Annotated in this window: 9 protein-coding genes; 4 read left to right on the top strand and 5 right to left on the bottom strand. The window is 62.5% G+C overall.

Annotation, left to right across the window (positions count from 1 at the left end; genetic code table 11):
• Positions 1-13: 13 nt before the first annotated feature.
• The gene (locus QP413_RS02775; RefSeq protein WP_284780499.1) at positions 14-10,870 is read left to right on the top strand and encodes a non-ribosomal peptide synthetase; all 10,857 of its coding nucleotides are present in this window, start codon (positions 14-16) and stop codon (positions 10,868-10,870) included.
• 2 nt (positions 10,871-10,872) lie between these two features.
• Here QP413_RS02775 and QP413_RS02770 read toward each other — a convergent pair whose 3' ends face one another.
• Positions 10,873-11,877, bottom strand: a complete 1,005-nt coding sequence (locus QP413_RS02770; protein ID WP_005325324.1) for an esterase family protein — start codon at positions 11,875-11,877, stop codon at positions 10,873-10,875.
• Positions 11,878-11,936: 59 nt separating this feature from the next.
• On the opposite strand from QP413_RS02770, the gene QP413_RS02765 reads away from it, so the two are divergent.
• Together QP413_RS02765 and QP413_RS02760 are read left to right on the top strand one after the other, a co-directional pair.
• Positions 11,937-12,881, top strand: a complete 945-nt coding sequence (locus tag QP413_RS02765; protein WP_041628451.1) for a methionyl-tRNA formyltransferase — start codon at positions 11,937-11,939, stop codon at positions 12,879-12,881.
• A 65-nt stretch (positions 12,882-12,946) separates the two neighbouring features.
• Positions 12,947-13,963 carry an iron-siderophore ABC transporter substrate-binding protein gene (locus tag QP413_RS02760; protein ID WP_005291893.1) on the top strand — a complete coding sequence of 339 codons (1,017 nt, stop codon included), beginning with the start codon at positions 12,947-12,949 and terminating at the stop codon, positions 13,961-13,963.
• A 97-nt stretch (positions 13,964-14,060) separates the two neighbouring features.
• Here the strand turns inward: QP413_RS02760 and QP413_RS02755 are convergent, their stop codons facing one another.
• Positions 14,061-14,597, bottom strand: a complete 537-nt coding sequence (locus QP413_RS02755) for a siderophore-interacting protein (protein WP_284780498.1) — start codon at positions 14,595-14,597, stop codon at positions 14,061-14,063.
• A gap of 46 nt (positions 14,598-14,643) precedes the next feature.
• Between QP413_RS02755 and QP413_RS02750 the strand changes: the two genes are divergently transcribed.
• On the top strand, positions 14,644-15,282 hold the full coding sequence (locus QP413_RS02750; protein ID WP_005325329.1) for a DedA family protein: 639 nt from the start codon (positions 14,644-14,646) through the stop codon (positions 15,280-15,282).
• 10 nt (positions 15,283-15,292) lie between these two features.
• On the opposite strand, the gene QP413_RS02745 is transcribed toward QP413_RS02750, so the two are convergent.
• The 3 genes from QP413_RS02745 to QP413_RS02735 are packed head-to-tail and all read right to left on the bottom strand — an operon-like array spanning position 15,293 to position 18,338.
• Positions 15,293-16,075: an ABC transporter ATP-binding protein gene (locus tag QP413_RS02745; RefSeq protein WP_019176090.1), complete on the bottom strand. Its 783-nt coding sequence runs from the start codon at positions 16,073-16,075 to the stop codon at positions 15,293-15,295.
• 50 nt (positions 16,076-16,125) lie between these two features.
• Positions 16,126-17,220: an iron chelate uptake ABC transporter family permease subunit gene (locus QP413_RS02740; RefSeq protein WP_284780496.1), complete on the bottom strand. Its 1,095-nt coding sequence runs from the start codon at positions 17,218-17,220 to the stop codon at positions 16,126-16,128.
• Positions 17,220-18,338 (bottom strand): iron ABC transporter permease, encoded by a 1,119-nt coding sequence (locus tag QP413_RS02735; RefSeq protein ID WP_284780494.1) that lies wholly within the window; start codon positions 18,336-18,338, stop codon positions 17,220-17,222. Before QP413_RS02735 ends, QP413_RS02740 begins: the two co-directional genes overlap by 1 nt.
• Positions 18,339-18,741: the final 403 nt, after the last annotated feature.

Genomic DNA, 18,741 nt, shown 5'->3' with positions numbered 1-18,741 from the left:
CGAAAGGCTCTTTGTGCCCACCCGATCGTCTGCTCACACTCCGTTTTCCTCTGGCGATACGCTTGCTTCTCGAGATGGCGGCGCCGTCATCGGTCATGGCCGCAGTGAACAGGATCGGATCGCCCAGCAGCGCATATGGAATGACACGGATCAGGATCGCGATCGCCCGGACCTGATTAGCCTGCTCCTGCAGCATGCGCAGGAGACCCCGGATGCGCTCGCAGTGGTGGATGACCGGCACAGACTGACCTATGCGCAGCTCGTCGCCCATGCAACTGCTGTAGCGCGAAATTTGCGGGAACACGGTATTGACGCTGGTCAGAGTGTGGGAATCTCCCTGCCGCGCAGCGCGGAGATGGTGGTGGGTATCGTCGCCACGTTGCTCGCCGGTGGCAGTTTTGTCCCGCTAGACCCCTCGTGGCCGCAGGCGCGCCGGGAATCCGTCACCCACGATGCCAGCCTGAGCTTCGTACTCACGCCGGACAACTGCGCGCTCACCGAAGACGCGCTATTCGACCTCGATGCCACCCGCGAGCTGTTCACCCCGCCGTCCACGGACAGCGTTGCGTACGTCATCTTTACCTCTGGCAGCACCGGCCGCCCAAAGGGCGCAATGATCCGCCACGGTGCGATCGTGGAGCGCTTGCTCTGGCAGCGCGATCAGATCCTGTTCTTCGGCCGCGATGATGCCTCCCTGTTCAAGGCACCGCTGGCCTTTGATATCTCCATCAATGAGATCTTCCTGCCGCTGGTTTGCGGGGGCCGCGTGGTGGTGGCCGCGCCGGGCGTGGAGCAAGACCCCCAACGCTTGGCCCGCCTCATCCATCGCGAGGGCGTGACGTTTGCGTATCTGGTTTCGAGTGTTCTCGACGTCATGCTCAAACAGGCCGAAGGCACGAATCTATTAGACAGATTGCGGCATGTCTGGTGTGGCGGAGAGATGCTCACCCAGGCGCTGTTCCGTCGCTTTCGCCAGCAGCTGGCCATCCCGCTGTACCACGGGTACGGGCCAGCGGAAGCTACCATCGGTGTCTCCCACGTCATCTACCGTGACGACGAGGATCGCCTCAACACGAGCATCGGTGTGGCCAATCCCAACTGTCGGCTCTATGTGCTCGATGAGCACCTGCGGGTGGTTCCAGACCAAGAAATTGGTGAACTCTATGTGGCCGGATTCCTGCTGGCCAAGGGGTATATCAATGCCCCAGGACTCACGGCCAGCCGCTTTGTTGCGGATGTGTTTGCGTCGGACGGAACCCGGATGTACCGCACGGGAGACCTGGTGCGCCGGCACAACGACGGCTCGCTGGAATTCGTGGGGCGGGCCGATAATCAGGTGAAAATCCGTGGCATGCGTCTGGAGTTAGAGGACGTGGAATCTGCGCTGGTGGGACACCCAGATGTGGAGGCGGCGAGCGTGATTGCTCGGGAGGGGCGACTGCTGGGCTACGTGACGGTGACTGCGGGCCTCGTGGGTGCTGCGATCCGTAGTTGGTGTGCCGAGGTACTGCCCGAATACATGGTGCCCGCGATTATCACCGTCATGGATGAGTTGCCGCGGACGGCCAACGGAAAAGTGGATCGGAAGGCACTGCCGGAACCTGATTGGAGCTCGCTCACTGATGCCCCGGCCGATGCTGAACGTGACGGGGAAACCGTTGCTCTGCTCGCGGAGGCAATGGCTGAAGCATTGGGGGTTAGCGCGGTGGGTGCGGAGACGGACTTCTTCGATATCGGTGGCGATAGCCTGCGGGCCATCACCCTGGTCTCGGCTCTGGGACGGCGCGGGGTGGAGGTGAGTGTGGGAGATATTTTCTCTGCGCGCACTCCACAGCAACTGGCTCGGTGCGCCGAAGAGCGCGGAACCTTCGTGCAGGATCCAGACGATGAACCAACCGGTGAGGTGCAGTCGCTGCCGATTCTGCGCTGGTTCGATTCCATTACTGATCACGTGGACGGCTTCATTCAGTCCGTGGAGTTTTCAGTTCCAGAAGATGTGGATGCGCAGCTGGCCGGGCGAATGGTGGCTGACGTGCTGCAGGCGCACCCTGCACTGCGGGCCCGTGTGCAGCGGAATCCCTTGCGGCTGGAACTCCCGGAGGGTCCTGGCGAAGAAGCGGTGGCGATCCACCCCACCACGGACATCGCTGCGCTTTCTGAACTGCTGGATCCGGCAGTCGGAGTGGTGGTAGCGGCTGGGCTGGTGCCCGGAAGATTGCGCCTGGTGGTGCATCACCTGGTGGTCGATGGCGTGTCATGGAACATTATCGGCGAGGACCTCGCCGCGGCGTATCGCGGGGAACAGCTCGCGCCGGAGCGGACGTCCCTGCGCCGATGGACGCAGCTGCTGCAACAGGCCGTTGATACTGGCGAATTCGCGGAGGATGCCAATAGTTCCCTGCCCCCATTGCCGAGTGCGGATGAACCTCTGCGGGACCCGCAGGTGCCAGCGCTTGCTGATAGTCCCGAGAAAGCGCCCATAGTCCGTGAGGAGCGCAGCGTGGTACATGAGGCATCAGTGCAGATCACGGACGAATTACTGGGTGCGGTGCCCCACGCTTTCCGCACGGGGGCGAATTCCGTATTGCTTACGGCATTGAGCGTGGCGTTGGCGCGTTGGCGTCGAAACAAACAAACATGGACCCTGGTGGAGATGGAGGGGCACGGCCGCGAAACCCGATTCGTACCCGGGCCACAGGGCAGGGAAGCGGACCTCTCACGCACCGTGGGCTGGTTCACCTGCCTATATCCCATGCTGATCGACCCCACCCGGGCGGCAGTGCAGGAGGCTTCCGCGGCGACCGAGGGCCACATCGCGCCGCTAGCGCTGGCACTCAATGCAGTGAAAGACCAGCTCGCGGCCATCCCCGGCAACGGCGTTCCTTACCAGGCCCACACCTGGTTGCATCAGTCCGCGAAGACCCCTCCGCAGGCACAGGTGCTGTTCAACTACTTGGGGCGCGTATCCGCAGGAGCACAAGATTTCGCTCCCGCGGGTTCCACCGGCCAACTCGGCGAGCAACGCGACCCGGACCAGCCGTTGGTCCGCGAGCTGGAGTTCAACGCGATCGCCGAAGACACCGGCGAGGGATACGTCCTGCGCACCACGATCTCCTGGGCGCGCGGCAGGATCTCCCCCGAACGGATCGACGAATTGGTCGCGCACTGGGATGTGGCATTGCGCGAGGTGGCAGCGCTTGCCGATCACGGCGTGTTGTCCGTGGGCGACGTTGCCCCCGCAACCGTGAACTCTGCGGACCTGGCACGAATCACTGCACAGAGCTCCGCGGAGCTGCAGGACGTGCTGCCGCTGACCCCGCTGCAGCACGGCATGTACTTCCACTCGCTATTCGAGGAATCGGCCAGTTCGTATGTGGAGCAACAGGTCTTGCGGGTGGAATGCAGCGAACCGTTTGACCGGGAGCGATTCGCTCGCGCTGCGCGTAATTTGATCCGACGCCACCCCGCACTGAGCACCCGCCCTTGGGAAACTGACGGTGGCGATGTGGTTGCCGTGATTGATCCGGGGATTGCCGAGCATCTGCGGGTGGACTTTCGGGAGGTGACGGTGCCTGCTGAGTTGGCTGAGGCTGGATTGGAGGGTTGGCTCGCGCAGCGTGCGGAGGAGATTGCCGCTGACGACATCTCGCGGGGAATCTCCTTGCAGCCGCCCGGTGATGCCGCGCCCGAGCCGCTCATGCGATGGACCGTTGTGCTCCCGACCAGTGTCGATGGTGCGGTGTGTGGCCAGGACATCGCCGTGATCCAGACGGTGCATCACCTGATCGCCGACGGATGGTCCGTGCCCATCATGCTGCGGGATCTCCTGGAGATCTACCGGGATGACGATGCCCGGATCCCGCGCTACGACCCGGACGCCGGAATGGCCGGCAGCGTGCGATGGGTGGCGCGCAGAGACGCGGAAGCCGATATGTCCGTCTGGCGCGAGGAAATGCGCGAGGTACGCCCCACGGTGCTGTGCCCTAATCCTTCGAGTTCGCTCGAGCGCCGGGAGTTGCTGGTAGACGATCCGCGGACTGTTGGCTTGTCTGAGCGTGCTCGGGCAGCGGGTGTGGGCCTGCCGGATGTGGTGCACGCGGCGTGGGGGCTGGTCCTTCGCACCTTGGTGGGCTGCGAACCTGGGGCTGACGTGGTGTTTGCCACTTCCGTTTCCGGCCGCGACATTCCCGTTCCTGGCGTGGCCGATGCCGTGGGCATGCAGCTCAACACCATCCCGGTGGTCGCGCCGGGGCAATCTGATCCCACCCTGCCGGTGACCAGCATGCTGCACGCCATGGTCCATCACAACAATCAGGTCCGCGATGTGCAGCACGTCAGCCTGGCTGATATTGCCCGCGACCTGGGAACCAACGCCAGCGAACTGCTGGATACGTTGATGGTGGTGGAGGTGCCGCTATCTCCACAGGACGTGGGCTGCCCCGGCTCGCCACTACAGGTTGCTGACGTGCGCAACAATGGCGCGCCGCACTTTCCCCTGTCCGTCGTGGTTAACCCTTCCGCTGAGCACCCACTGCGCCTGATCTACGATCCGCAGCGAATCACCGAGGTACGTGCCGAAAGGATCGCGCAGATGCTCGCGGTGAGTGTGGATTCTTTGCTGTCTGAATCCGGTGCGGTGGCGACCGTGGGTGAGGTTGCAGAGGCGTTGGGTGCGGTATCTGGTGTGGACACGCTTCCTTCTTTGTGGCGACGCAGCTTCGAACATTTCCGCGACCGGCCCGCCCTGACCAGCATCGGAGAAGACGGTGCTGCGGAGCATTGGACCTACGAAGAACTAGACGACGCCGCTCAGCGTATACGCGCTGTGCTGGACCGGAAGGTTGCCATCCACACCCCGAGAGTAGCCCTGCTCATGGAGCGCGATGCGTGGCAGGTTGCGGCCATTCTGGCGACCACGATGTCCGCCGGCACCTACGTTCCCGTGGATCCGTTGTCCCCGCAAGCGCGGGTGGAATTGATCCTGGAGGATTGCCAGCCCGATGCCGTGCTGGTGTCTCCCAGCGCGGAAAAAATGGTCTCTGAGCTGGTAGATTGTCCCGTCCTCGTGGTCAGTGAACAGACGATGAGCGGGGAAGCGAAGCCGCCTGCGGGCCGGTCGGCAAGCGTGGCCCGTGCCAATGACATCGCCTACGTGATCTACACCTCCGGCTCCACAGGGCGGCCGAAGGGCGTGGCCGTCACACACGCCAACGTGACCGCGATGCTGGGCAATGCTCGCAGCCACGTGGAGTTTTCGCAGGAGGACGTGTGGTCGATCAGCCACAGCTTCGCCTTTGACTTTTCGGTGTGGGAGATGTGGGCAGCGCTGAGCTCCGGCGGGCGTGCCGTGGTGATGCCGTATGCGCTGATGCGCTCGCCCGAGGATGCCGCAGAGGTGTTGCGTGCCGAAGCCATCACGGTGCTGAGCCAGACCCCAACCGCCTTTGCCGCGTTGGAGCCGCACCTCGGGCAGGACTCTGCGGTGCGCACGGTGATCTTCGGCGGCGAGGCCTTGGAGGCCCGCGCAGAGGCTGCCTACTGCAGTGCTCATCCGAATGTTCGGTTTATCAACATGTATGGCATCACGGAGACGACAGTGCACGTCACAGCACACGAATGCTCCGAGAATGCAGGGGAGGCCCGCAGCCCGATCGGCCGCCCGATGGACGGGTTGCGTACCTATGTTCTGGACGCGCAATTACAGCCGGTGCAGCCTGGAGAGACCGGCATGATGTACGTTGCCGGGCCGCAGGTCACCGCGGGTTATTGGGGGCTTGCTTCTACCACGGCCTCCCGCTTCGTGGCCGATCCTTTCGTTGGCGGCGGCGCGCGGATGTACTGCAGCAATGACATGGCAAAGGTGCTGAACAACGGTCATCTGGATTACGTGGGCCGCGCCGATAGGCAGGTGCAGCTGCGCGGTTATCGCGTGGAGCTGGGGGAGATCGAGAGCGCGCTGGAGAAGGTCAGCGGTGTGCGGGAGGCCACCGTGGTGGTCGTCGATCTGCCCGAAGGCCAGGTGCCGGGTGCGTTGTTGATTACGGATTCTCGTGCCGACGCAAAGGCGATCACCTCCCGAGCTGCCGCAGCGGCCCGAGACGCGCTCCCTGCCTACATGGTTCCGCAGCTATTCGCGGTGAGTACGCAGGTGCCGCAGACCATCAATGGCAAGCGGGATGAGCGCGCGATCCTGGGCCTTCTGGGTGAGATTCCTGCTGCTCAGGAGGCTTCGGGCACCTCGGATCTGGTGGAGGCGATCTCGCAGGCAATTGCTGATGCACTTCGCTTGGACCGCGCCGAGGTGGAGCCGGACTCGGACTTCTTCCGCTTAGGTGGAGACAGTATTCTTGCCATCCGCGTTACTCACGCGCTGGCGCGCGCTGATCTCAACGTGACTCCGCGGGACTTCTTCTTGGGCCGCACGCCACGCAAGATTGCCGAGCGGGTCACGCCGCAGGCCACCCAGCAGAAAATCCAGGAAACAAGGCAGAGCCAGGAAGAAGCCCTGCCCAAGGACGGGCACCAGGAGATCTCGGGGGCTTTCCCCATCCCGGCGATGCTGCGCAGGCAGATGGAAAGAGGCATGAGCGACCGCTTTGTGCAGGCGCGCCGCTTGGATCTGGGGCCAGTCGCTGTGGAGGACTTGGAACAGGCCCTGCAGCAGGTAGCGCAGGCACATCCGATGCTTCGTACGCGCGTGGACACCAGTTCTGCGTTCGCGCACTTTGTTGGTGCCGAGGGAGACGGCCCTATGGTTGTGCGGGCTTTGGACGTGGATGCATTGATCGATCACATCGATATTGCTGCTGGTCGTAGCGTGGTGCTCGGGTGTGTGGATGGGTACGTCAAGGCCGTTGCTCATCACGCGGTGATCGATAGCGCCAGTTGGATGATTCTGGAAGACGATCTGCGCGATGCGCTCGCAGGGCGCAGGATTCTCTCCGGGCAGGCGAGCTACAAGGATCTTTGCCTGCAAGAACTGCACGATGCTCACACCGCAGCAGCTCAGGATGCCCTGCACTGGAGTGAACTGGCTACGCTGCCACGGCCCGTCGAGGACTCGAACCAGTGGAGTACGGATCATGTGAGCACGCTCGAAGTGAACATTGACGGACAGACCGCGCAGGTCCTGCAGAGCGTTGCACCCGACGTGATGGGTGTGGACGTTCAGGACCTCGTGGCAGGACTGGTGACCGTCGCGGTGGCTCGAACAATGGGCACGGACGCGCGGAGCTGGGCCGTGGACGTAGAAGGCCACGGACGTCCGGCTGATCATTCCTATGGTCGAACCCTCGGATGGTTTACCACCATCGCGCCGGTGGAAATCCCGTTGGCTGATCCAGCGGATGCAGCACGTGCCGCAGCGGAAATGCGCGCGCTCCACGAGGACGGCACAGCCCCGGACCGCCGCACTTATCAGGCACTGCGATACACACACCCGCAAGGGCAGCGAACCCTGGCCCATGGGGCACAGATCCTGGTCAACTACCTCGGACGGGGAGAGACTGGCGCTGTCCTCCACGCGCCGGGCGATGCCGCCTGCCAGTGGACGGATTACCTGGTGGAGGCCGATGTGTGGTCTAGCGAGCGGGCCGTAAGCATGGAGCTGTCCGTGGTGAATGCGGTGATTTCCGCCGAGCGTTTGCGCAGCGCCATCGGCGAGGTTGCTCGCGAGTTGCAGGAGCACGTCAGCCGCGAGCAATCCTCAGGACGCCGCGCTCCGCTGAGCGTGCTGCAGCGCGGAATCTGGTTCCAGTCACAGGTGGCAGCACCGGGTGCCTACGTTGCACAGACTGCGTTGACGTTTGACCGGAGACTGGATGCCGAGGCCGTGGTGGAAGCCTTCCGGGACACAGTGACCGTGCATCCAGCCATGGGCGCGGAGTTCCACACCGATGCTTCCGGCCAACCCGTGCAGAACTTGCCGTGGAGTGGACAGGGCATTGACCTCCCCGTCGAGACCACCGAAGGGGATCTCGAGGCGATCATGCACGCTGATCGCAGCGCGGGCATCGATCTCGCATCCGTGCCGCTGGCGAAGGCAACCATCGTCACCGGCCGAAGTGACGGACAGCCTGGCGACACGCTGCTTCTTACCTACCACCTGGTTCTGGTCGATGGTTGGTCGCGTGCAGTGATGCTGCAAACCTTCCTCGAGAGGCTGACGTTGAGGTCCGGCCAGGCCCGCACGCAGGGTGCGGGAGAGTTGGTTCCTCGCGGTTGTTCTATTGCTGACGCCCTGCTCGAGTCCGTTGACACTCGCAAAGAGCAGGCAGATAGCGACTATTGGGTACATCGCCTAGAGACGTTGTCTCAGTCCACGCTCGTTGCCCCGCAGGCCGCGGATATCTCTTCAGAGCACGCTGGTAGCGAGTTGCCTCGCCAGGTGTTTGCCGAGGTCAGCGAGCAGCTGACCGGCGCACTGCAGGAAAAGATCCGGGCGCAGGCCGTGACGTTGACCTCCGTGGTCAACGCAGCCGTGGCCGTGGCCTTGGGTGCTGTCACAGGGGATTCGGATGTGGTGTTTGGTCAGTCTGTCAGTGGCCGCGATGCCTTGAGCGACCCCGCCATGTCTGATGTGGTGGGAGTGCTGCTCAACACAGTGCCAGTGCGAGTGACAGCTCGGCCCGGCCAGAGCATAGAAGAACTGGTCCAGGATGTTTATCGCCAGCGCATCGAGGATATGGACCACGATTCCGCGGACCTCGGCGCCATCCAGCGGCAGCTGGGGGTAGGCACGCTGTTCGATTCCATGGTGGTGGTGCAGAACTTCCTCGATCCGCAGGCAGCAGCGGAACTTCGGGAACGCCACGGGGTTGTGGAGGAGCGCGCGGAAGATTCCACGCACTTCCCTCTGACCTGGGTATTCACTCCGGGGCCGAAGCTGGGCATCAAGCTGGAATTCCGCCACGACGTGGTGGACGAGTCCCTCGCACATTCCGTGCTCAAGGCCGCGACCGAAGTCCTGACCGCGTTTGTGGACACACCAGAGGTCCCGCTCGCTCAGCTGGCCCAGTTGGCGCCAGCCCGAGCGGAGGATTCTTCCCCGCAAAGCACGACGGAGCAGATGGCTTCCTGGCAGAAGGCCGAAGGCATTGACCGCACCATTGCGGATGAGCTCAAGGACACCGCCCAGCGCTTCCCAGATCGCATCGCGCTAGCGGATGACGCACAGCAGTGGACGTTCGGTGAGCTGATTGCTCGCTGTTCCGACATTGCGGAAAAGATCAAGAATTGCGGCGTGACCAGCGGCGATACTGTCGCCATTGCGGTGGAGCGCTCCGCGCATTCGGTGGTGGCTCTGCTGGGAGCCCTGTGGGCAGGGGTGCGCTACGCGCCGCTTGATCTGACGCACCCCGATGGGCGGCTCCGGGTCCTCGTGGAGGACAGCCAGCCCGCAGCCGCGCTGGTGGACTCGAGTTCTCGGGAGCGCATGGAGCGGATCGGTGCGCTTCCTTGCGTCGACGTCACCACTGCCGATTCCCACGCCACCACCCACACGCCTGCGGCGGTGCCCGGGGACGATGCCTACCTGATGTACACCTCCGGATCGACCGGCAAGCCCAAGGGCGTGGTGATCAAGCATCGCGGGCTGCACAACATGCTGGACAATCACCGGCGCAAGATCTTCGCCCCAGCTGCTGCCGATGGGCGGACGTTGCGGATCGCGCATGCCATCAGCTTCGCCTTCGATATGTCGTGGGAAGAGCTGTTTTGGCTGGTGGAAGGCCACGAGGTGCGGATCTTCTCCGAGGATTTGCGACGCGATGCTGCGGCCATGGTTGAGGCCATTCGCGCGCATCAGGTGGATGTCATCAACGTCACCCCGACCGTTGCCGAGCAGCTGCTCGCGGAGGGGATGCTGGAATCCGGCGCGCATCGCCCGCGGCTGGTGCTCTTGGGCGGCGAGGCTGTCTCGCACGGCGTGTGGGAGACCTTGCGAAAGGCCGATGACGTGCGCGGATACAACCTCTATGGACCCACCGAGTACACCATCAACGCCCTGGGTGCTGGCACGGATGAGAGCGCCACGCCCGTGATCGGAATGCCGGTGGATCGCACGGCGGCGTTCGTTTTGGACCCGTGGTTGCGCCCCGTTCCTACAGGAGCGCCGGGTGAGCTCTACCTCGCGGGCAGCGGCTTAGCGCAGGAGTATCATGGGCTCGCGGCGCGCACCGCCAGCTCCATGGTCGCCTGCCCGTGGGGCGCCCCGGGTGAGCGGATGTATCGCACGGGAGACATCGTCCGCGTGCGTGCGGATGGCATGTTCGAGTACCTCGGACGCAGCGACGATCAGGTGAAAATTCGTGGTCACCGCGTGGATCCCGGCGACGTCTCGGCCGCCGTGTCCCGCGGCGTTGATCCCCGCATCCTCCACTGCGTGACCGTTCCTGTTCGTATATCCGACGCCACACTCCTGGCCTGTCACCTCGTGGCCCCACAACTGCGCGATGCGGACCAGGGGGAGCGGCAGAGTTTCCTGACTGGCGTGCGTAATGCATTACGCGAGGAACTGCCCAGCTACATGATCCCGGATCGATGGTCGATCGTGGATGAGTTGCCGGTGACGTCGAATGGAAAGACCGACCTTGCTGCACTGGGTGAGGGAGAAAGGATCACGGAGAAGGGCCGCGAACCGGCGAACGAAACCGAGGAGATCACGGCGGAGCTGTTTGCCGAATCGCTAGATATTGAGCCCGAGGACGTGCCGGTGGATGCTGATTACTTTGACATGGGTGGGCACTCCATGGCGGTCATCAAGCTCTGCGCACTGCTGCGTGGAGAGCTGGGAGTGGAGGTTGGCGTGCGCGAATTCTACGGTCTGCGGACAGTCGAGCGCGTGGCGGAGTTTGTGGAGGCGCGCTCGTAGATTCAGCCCAGCAATTCGGCGAGTGCCGGGATGATCCCGTGGCGCCACATCGCAGGGTCGTGGCCACCGGGCGTGCGGTGATTGGTGGTGGGAAAGCCGCGGCGTGTCAGGGCATCGGCCACTGCATCCACGTGTCGTTGCATGGGCGGCTCTTCTGCACCGCACGTCAGTACGATGCGTGCCAGACCGGAGCCACTGTGAGCCGCAGGATTTTCGAGTGAGGGGCCAGTGAGCTGTGCGGCAATGTCGCCTCCTGCGGGCCCGTCCGAGAGCGTGTCCGCGAGCTCTGCAGAACGGTCAGCGGACCACCAGACGGCAGGGGACTGGGCGATGGCTCCTTTGATTGCAGGCGTGGTTTCGGTGGAAGCCGTAAGAGCTGCGCGCAGGGCGGAGAGACCGCCGAAGCTTTGCCCCACCAGGACTATGTGGCTGCTGTTGATGATCGGCGGAAGCTCGGTGGCCAGTGCGCTGGCGAATGTTTGGGAGGTGTACTCCTCGCTGCGGTCTTTGGCTGCCGGCAGGAAGACGCGGTTGATCTGGGGGATAAGCCCTGCCGTGACTGCCCGGTCCAGTGCGCCCGTGAGGTCATGCAGATGGATCCAGTCATCGCCATCCAAAAACACCACGGTGGTATCCGCACCGCGGTCATCGAGGCGCGCGGTGCAGCGCCTGCCGAATACCTTCCGGTCGATGGACAGGCGTGCGCCGGGCAAGTCCGCGATGACTTCTGGGGAGCGAGGCGGCCAGAGTGTCTGGTCCACAGAATCGCCGCTCAATAGGCTCGCCTGTGGGCCTGCGCCGTGTGCGTTATGTGGATCGGGATATTTCAGCTCGCCGGATTGAAAGCTATAGGTCACTGCTGAGTGCGCCGGGATGCGCACATCGACGGTGGACATCGATTCGGTGAGCTCGACGTTCGAGCGGTAGGGGTCCGGGAAAACGAGGGCTTCCGCATCCGCGGGCACCGAGATTCGGTGAAGGGTGGTCACGTCCGGGGAGTCTGGCATGAAAATTGCGCCACTTTCATCATTGACTACATAGGTAAACCTAAGCTAACATCCCCTGCATGCGAGTTGCTGTTTTCGGCTATCAGTCGTGGGGGCACCGGACGTTGTCTGCGGTCATCAATGCTGGTCATGAAGTAGTTTTGGTAGTTACGCACCCTGCCAGCGATCACCCTTATGAGCAAATGTGGGCAGACTCCGTTGAGGAGCTCGCCAGCGAACATGAGCTCCAGGTGTGTGTCACTGAGCGCGTGGGTCAAGACGTCATTGAGGCGTTGCGCGATGCTGCACCAGACATCATCGTGGCCAACAATTGGCGAACCTGGCTTCCTCCCGAGGTTTTCAGCCTGGCCAAGCACGGCGCATTGAATGTCCACGATGGTCTCCTGCCCGAGTACGCCGGATTTTCGCCCATCCTGTGGGCGCTGTTGAACCGGGAAACTCACGTGGGCGTCACTGTGCACGAGATGGATGAAGTGCTGGACGGCGGACCCATCGTTGCCCAGCGCGCGATCCCCGTGGGTCCGCAGGACACCACCACGGATCTCGTGGCCAAGACCATCGACCTCATCGAGCCCCTCGTGGAACGCGCATTGAGTGACGTCGCCCAAGGCACCGCCACTGCGCAACCTCAAGATCCCACCCGCGCTACGTACTTCCACAAGCGCGGCGAGCAGGAATCTCGCATAGATTTCACCCAACCTGCGGAAGATATCGCCTTGCTGGTCAGGGCGCAGTCCGACCCGTACCCCAATGCTTACTTTGAATTCCGAGGCCAGCGCGTCCGCGTGCTTTCCGCGCACGTCTCGCTGGGCCGCTTCGGCGGAACCCCCGGCCGAGTCACCATCCCTCACGAGGGAGGAATCGCGGTGGTCTGTGGATCGCCCCGTGCCAACGTGCCGGCGCCGGCGATTGTTCTGGATCGTGTTCGTCTCGACGACAACTCGGAACTGACCGCCACCGAATTCTTTGGACATAGGGCTGGATATATCCAACCAAAGGTTTGACCTTTCCCTTTTGTGTACGGCCCACGCCTCGCGCGGAAATCCGTCACCAGTAACAACGGAGAAAAATGACACTCAAGAAGATTCTCGTTAGCACCGCTGCTGTGCTGACCTTGGGCGCGGCACTGACCGCTTGCTCGACTGATGACCAGTCCGGAAATTCCGGGGACTCCCAGGCAGTCAACGCCGAGCAGGGCGCATTCCCCACCACCATCGAGCACCGCTACGGCTCCACCGAAATCAAGGAAGCCCCGCAGCGCGTGGTCTCCTTGGGCTACACGGATCAGGACGCACTGCTGGCGCTGGGAGTTACTCCTGTCTCCGTGAAGTACTGGGACGGAATGACCCCGGATGGTCAGGCTGCGGGCAACTGGTCCAATGACAAGATCGAGGGCGACACTCCTCGGATCGACAAGGACACAGAAGTCAACGCGGAAGCCATCGCCAAGGACAATCCAGACCTCATCGTGGCCGTGTACTCGGACATCGATGAAGACACGTACAAGAAGCTGTCTGAGATCGCCCCTGTCGTCGTACAAAAGGGCGAATACGAAGAACTACAGCAACCATGGGACGTGACCACGGAAGAGATCGGGCAGGCCGTGGGCAAGCCTGAAGAGGCAAAGCGCCAGGTGGAGCAGGTCAAGGAGAAGTTCGCAGAGCTCAAGGGCCGCCACCCAGAATGGGCCGAAAAGGAACTCGGCGTGGCCACTGTCTCCGACGAGAGCCTGGCTGTCTTTGCCGAGGGCGATCCGCGTAGCCGCTTCTTCACCGAGCTGGGATTCAAGATCAACCCGGCCTACGCGGGCATCACCAAGGACAAGTTCTACGGTGAGGTCTCCAAGGAAAACGCAGACCAGATCAACTCTGACGTGCTGGTGTGGGATCAACTGTCTTACTCTCCGAAGCAGAGCAAGGCTTCTGTGACCGAGGATCCGATCGTGGGCAAGCTGCCCGCCGTGAAGGACGGACACAGTGTCTACCTGGAAGGCGACCTGGAAAAGGCCTTCGGATGGCAGACCGTGCTGAGCCTGAACTACCTGCTGGACAAGATCGAGCAGCCGTTGGCAGACGCCACGAAGTAGTCTGAATCAACCGCCGAACCGCCCCGCATGAACGTGCTGGGGCGGTTTTGCTGTTGCTGGCTAGGGGACGGGCACTCACGGGGATAACGGATGCACGCTAGGGGCGAGCCTTGCCGACGAACCAATAAGGGCACCACAGGATGTTGTCCTTGTTGAGCTGCCAAGTCTTGATGGCGTGGGAGCGCACCACCTTGCAGAAATCCCCCTCCCCGGCGACCCACACATAGTCCACGTCTGGGTGGGGCTTGTGCTGTCGATTGCGCGAGGACTCAACGTCAATGTTGGCGAGATGCTCGGCGATGGCCTGCGCATAACCGTCAGAAGGTGCGGAGATCCGGGTGAGGCTGCTTAGACGGTTGCGCCAATCTTCCAGGTGGGGCTCTGAATCGGAATCGGTACTGGTGACCGCGATGACGTGCGTGGAAGCGAGCTGTTCGGGATAGAGCGTGGCGAGGTACTCTAGGATCGCGCGCATGGAAGGCAGGGAGGTGGGATCTGCCACCAGTAGTTGTGTGCGGTGCTCGCGATGCCGCAGGCCTTGGCAAGTCCACAAGCCAGCAGGGTCGCCCGGCTGTGCGGACAAACACCACGAGAGCCCTGGGCCGGAGGTGGAGTGGACATCTTCCGCAGACACCCCGTGCGGTAAGAATAGACCAGTTGTTTTCTACAAGGGATTCCCTGTGCACTTAAGCGACCTCATGGACGCCACCACCCTGCTCCAGAACTTTGGCGGCTGGGCGCTCGGCGGCATTGCGCTGATTATCTTTATTGAATCCGGCGTGCTCTTCCCGTTCCTCCCCGGCGATTCCATGCTGGTCACCGCGGCAATCTTGCGCGATCAGCTGGGCTTGAACGTTCCGATTCTGGTGGGCGTGGCCATCGTCGCGGCGTTCTTGGGCGACCAGGTAGGTTTCTGGCTCGGCCACCGCTTTGGCCGCAAGTTGTTTAAGCCCGACGCCAAGATCCTCATAACCGAGCACCTCGAACAAGCCGAGGCTTTCTTCCTGAAGTACGGGCCGTTGGCTCTGGTACTGGGGCGCTTCATCCCGATCGTGCGTACCTACATTCCCGTGGCCGCTGGTACCGCGGAGATGCCGTACAAGAAGTTCGTGGGATGGAACGTCACGGGTGCAGTGCTGTGGATTGTCAGCATGGTCGGCATTGGCGTGCTGCTGGGGGATATCCCGGGCATTGCGGATCGCATCGACATGATCGCCATCGTCATCGTGCTGGTGTCTGTGACTCCGGTGGTGATTTCCGCGATGATCAACTGGCGGAAGTCCAAGAAGACTCCCGCCCAGGAGCTGATGGAGGACTAAGCCCTGATCGTCACTTGGGGACGATCAGCGGACCGCCGGTGACAGGATCCTCGATGACTAGCGCGTTGAGGGCAAACGCCTCGAGCAGTAGCTCTGGGGTAATGACCTCGCTGGGACGCCCGGTGGCGAGGACCTGTCCATCCTTCATCACCACGAGATTATCGCTGTAGCGTACAGCCAAGTTGAGATCGTGCAGCACCATCACCACAGTCCGATCCAGCTCTCGGCGTAGACGCTGCACCAGCTCCAAAATCTCTACCGACGTGGCCAGATCCAGGTAGGTGGTGGGCTCGTCCAGGAACAGGATGTCCGTGTTCTGCGCAAGAACCATGGAGATCCACACACGCTGCCGCTGCCCTCCGGACAGAGAATCCAGGGTGCGCTCCGCCAGCCCCATCGAGCCAGTCATTTCCAGCGCCTTGTGCACCTCGGCTTCGTCCGTGGACGACCACTGACGGATCCACGATTGGTGTGGGTGCCGACCGCGCGAGACGAGATCAGCCACGTTGAGTCCCTCCGGGGCGGTAGGGGTTTGTGGCAGCACGCTGATGGTCCGTGCGAGGTCCTTGCGCCTGATGGATGAGATATCGGCGCCGTCTAACAGCACTTCGCCCTCATTCGCCGGAAGGAGACGAGACATGGCTCGCAACAACGTGGATTTGCCGCAGCCATTGGGGCCGATGATTGTGGTGATCTGCCCGCGAGGAAAGTCCACGTCCAAGCCTTCGATGACCGTCCGGTCGCCGTAGCCCACGGCGAGGCCGCGTGCGCTCATGCTGTGCTTCTGAGTCATGTGTCCTTCTTTGTTCGCGGCACTGCTAACTTCCAGGGTGGGATCTTTTCTCATGCCGTGGTTGACCTATTCCGTTGGACCAGCAAATAAATAAGGAACGCACCGCCGATTGCCGAGGTGAGAATGCCCACCGGCAGCTCTACGGGCAGAAGAGTTTGGGTGCTGATATCTGCCAGCAGGAGTAGCGCAGCGCCGGTCAGCGCAGAGGCCAGAAGCGGTGGTGCAGAGCAGTTGCACAAGCGCAGCGCCACCTGTGGGGCCACGAAGGCGACGAACCCGATGGGGCCAGCGGCCGAGACCGCCACTGCTGCCAAAGCCACGGCAGCGGCGAGCAGAAGCACCTGCACACCCTGGACGTTTTGTCCCAAAGCCCGTGCAGTATCCGAGCCCAGCAAGGTGGCTAAAAGTTGGTGACCAATCCAGGCCAGCAGCGGTGTAAACACCAACACAACAATGGCGATGGGCCACATCTTGGACCAGTCCGCAGTGCTCAGGGAGCCAGTAAGCCAGAACTGCGCGGCCGCGGCATCGCGCAACTCCGTGCGGATCATCAGGAAGTTGATATACGAGGTCAACAGAGCAGAGATGATGATGCCGAACAGCACTAGCCGGAAGGAATCAGTCGATCTCCTCCACGCCAGAGCCCACATCACCGTTGCGGTGACAGCCGCACCAAGCACCGCGGCCAAGGGAATGCCGATGCTGCTGAGCCAGCCGAGGAAACCACCAGCGCCACCACCCAGAGTGATGACGGTGACCGCGGCCGCGGACGCGCCCGTAGTGAATCCCAAGATATCCGGGCTGGCCAGCGCATTGCGAGTCACGGACTGAGTGAGGGCTCCGGATAATCCCAGCGCACAGCCCACCAGAATGGCCGTCAGCGCACGAGGCATGCGCCAATCCAAAACCACCAGACGCTCAATGCGGGTGCCCTGGCCGGTGAACAGCACCTCCAGCACACGAGCCGGGGACACAGCATAGTCACCCAGGCCGATGGAGACCGCCGCTAGCAAGACGATCGCCACGAGCAGCAATAGAGACACCGTCAACGCGCGAGGGCGCCAGACCACAGAAAATGAGCCCACGCGGAATGGCGGGCGCCCAGGGATAGTGGAAGAGGTAGGGCGGGCAAGGAGGGAACTCATTAAATGGCCACCACCCGGCGTCGATAAATAAGGGCGATGAAGAACGGCGCGCCCACGAACGCGAGGATGATGCCTACTTGCAACTCGCCCGGACGAGCGATCAGACGGCCCACCACGTCTGCGAACAGCATCATCACCGCACCCGTCAGGGCAGAGTAAGGGAGGATCCAGCGGTAATCAGGGCCCGTGATGGCGCGCACGAGGTGCGGGACCACCAGGCCGATGAAGGTGATGGGGCCGACGGCAGCTGTCGCGGCACCGGCCAGCAGTGCGATCAGAGCCATGCCAATCAGGCGGGCGCGCTGGGTGTTGATGCCCAGTCCGGAGGCGATGTCATCGCCCAGATTCAGGAGGTTTAGCTGCGGTGCCGTGATGAACGCCAGCAGGAGGCCCACCAGGATAAACGGCAGCACGCCGTAGAACACGGTGAGATCCCGGCCCGCGATGGAGCCGACGGTCCAGAAGCGCATGCGATCCAGATTGGCATCGTCAGTGAGGATAAAACCGCTGATGATGGCGCTGAGGACCGCGGACAAAGCCGCGCCGCCGAGGACCAGCGTCATTGGATTGGCCTGTCCTCCTCCTATGGACGCCAAACTAAACACCAACGCAGTAGCAGCGATGGCCCCACCGAACGCCCACATGCTGGTAGCCCACACGGACGTCACACCCAGCAAGGAGAAGCTGGCAACCACGGCCAGGGACGCACCGTAGTTGATGCCGAGAATGCCCGTGTCCGCGAGAGGGTTGCGCGTGTGCCCTTGGATCAATGCACCGGAGGCGCCAAGGGCAGCACCGGCGACTAGGCCCAACAGGGTGCGGGGAATGCGGAGCTCGACGATCACGCGCTGATCCACATTCAGCCCCTCCGCGTGGTCGAACGCCGTGCCGAGATCGCGGAACACGGCGGACACTTCTCCAAAAGGGATCTGCCGTGATCCAAACACGATGCTGGCAACGATGCTGGCGAGCAATAGGAGGAAAAGGACGCCGAGGCCGACGAGGCGACGCGGGATTTTACCTGATGGAGCGCTGGCAGAAGCGTCCGCAGTAGCGTCCGCGCGAGACCCCAGGTGTGATTGAGAAGGGGATTGCGCATGCGGGGTAGAGATAGCCATGCATCCCTCCTTGACGCGTGAAAGTACATGATCTTAACGGGAGCAAGCTTATATGAACAAGGTAAGCCTAATCAAAGTACTACAAGGAGGGATTGTGGAGCTGTGCAGGTGAGTGTGTGAGCCAGCAGGTGCGGCTAGTGAGGTCGGTCGGCCCTGAATGGCGCCGACCCTACACCTCAGCTCTATGCTTCTGAGCAGGGATTTGGACATGTTTTAGCTGGTTGCTAGGCTAGTCAGGTCTTGCCGTAGGTGAGGGTGTCAGGAAGTTTGTGTGTGAGGCTCTGATCTAGAGGGAGTGTCACCGATAATGACTACTGTGTCACCGAAGAAAGGCCATGACCCGGCGAGGGTCAACGAGATCAGCGAGAAGCTGATGGAAAATCCTGAGCTGGCTAGCCTGATC

The organism is Corynebacterium sp. UMB4614, assembly GCF_030217065.1.
GTDB lineage: Bacteria > Actinomycetota > Actinomycetes > Mycobacteriales > Mycobacteriaceae > Corynebacterium.
This window is presented reverse-complemented; position numbering and strand designations above follow the sequence as displayed.